The organism is Streptomyces calidiresistens (assembly GCF_014141525.1).
Classification (GTDB): domain Bacteria; phylum Actinomycetota; class Actinomycetes; order Streptomycetales; family Streptomycetaceae; genus Streptomyces; species Streptomyces calidiresistens.
In genome coordinates this window covers 1-1,133 of sequence record NZ_VKHS01001212.1, presented here as the reverse complement: position 1 = coordinate 1,133, position 1,133 = coordinate 1, and the positions used below count along the sequence as shown (strand labels likewise).

At 74.7% G+C, this 1,133-nt stretch carries 2 protein-coding genes; both read right to left on the bottom strand.

All coding sequences use genetic code 11. The annotated features are described in order from the left end of the window. Positions 1 to 17 precede the first annotated feature (17 nt). Positions 18 to 698, bottom strand: coding sequence for an aminodeoxychorismate/anthranilate synthase component II (locus tag FOE67_RS26455; protein WP_182667347.1), 681 nt, complete (start codon positions 696 to 698; stop codon positions 18 to 20). 85 nt (positions 699 to 783) lie between these two features. Next, on the bottom strand, positions 784 to 942 hold the full coding sequence (locus tag FOE67_RS26450) for a hypothetical protein (protein WP_182667346.1): 159 nt from the start codon (positions 940 to 942) through the stop codon (positions 784 to 786). Positions 943 to 1,133 lie beyond the last annotated feature (191 nt).

Below are 1,133 nucleotides of genomic sequence, written 5' to 3'. Positions count from 1 at the left end.
CTCCGGACGCACCGCGGTCACCTCGCGGGCTCCGGCCGTCCGGGTCGTCCGGACCCCCCGACGACCGGCGCCAGCCCCCGGGACCGGTCCACGGCCCCGGCGTCCCCGCAGGCGGCGAGCCAGTTGGCGAGCATCCGGTGACCCCATTCGGTGAGTACCGACTCGGGGTGGAACTGCACCCCCTCGACCGGCAGGTCGCGGTGGCGCAGCCCCATGATCACACCGGGTCGCTCGTCGGTCGCGGCCGTGCGGGCGGTGACCTCCAACTCCTCGGGGAGGGTGCCCTCGACGACGGCCAGCGAGTGGTAGCGGGTGACGGTGAAGGGCGAGGGCAGGCCGGCGAAGACCCCGCCGCCGGCGTGCTCGATCGCCGAGGTCTTGCCGTGCAGCAGTTCGGGGGCGCGGTCCACCACCCCGCCGTACGCCACCGCCATGGCCTGGACGCCCAGGCAGACGCCGAAGACGGGGACGCCCGCCTCGGCGCAGTGGCGCACCATCTCCACGCAGACCCCGGCCTCCTCGGGGGTGCCCGGGCCGGGGGAGAGCAGCACCCCGGCGAAACCGCCCTCGGCGACCCGATCGACGGTCACGGCGTCGTTGCGCAGCACCTCGCAGTCGGCGTCGAGCTGTTGCAGGTACTGCACGAGGTTCCAGACGAAGCTGTCGTAGTTGTCCACGACGAGAATCCGGGTGGTCATCGGCGCGTCGTCCTCACTTCGGTGGTCCCGGTGCGTCGCGGGGCGGGGCGCGCGAGGCCCGCCCGAATCGTCCCGCACACCCCGGTCACTCCTCGACCGTCACGTTGTTGAAGGGCAGGATCGGCTCCGCCCATGGGAAGACACGGGTGAAGAGCAGGTAGACCACCCCGAGCACCAGGCACAGGGCGATCAGCGCGCGCACCGGCGTGTTGCCCGGCAGGTGCCGCCAGATCCAGCCGTACATGCCGTCCGTTTCCTCTTCTCTGCCCGTGGCGGATCCCCGCCCCTCCGCCGCCCGGTGGGTGCCCGGGTCCGCGGCGTCGCGCGTGCCCGTCCCGGGGCGCGGCGGCGCGACCCCAGCGTACGACGCGCCGGGGCGCCCCCGGGTGGCGTCGGCGGGACGGGTTCGGCCCGGGGGGCCGTCCCGGGGGAGGG

Excerpts from the sequence above, each read along its gene's own strand:
- FOE67_RS26455 (WP_182667347.1), bottom strand. The coding sequence starts at position 698 with ATGACCACCCGGATTCTCGTCGTGGACAACTACGACAGCTTCGTCTGG.
- FOE67_RS26450 (WP_182667346.1), bottom strand. The coding sequence starts at position 942 with ATGTACGGCTGGATCTGGCGGCACCTGCCGGGCAACACGCCGGTGCGC.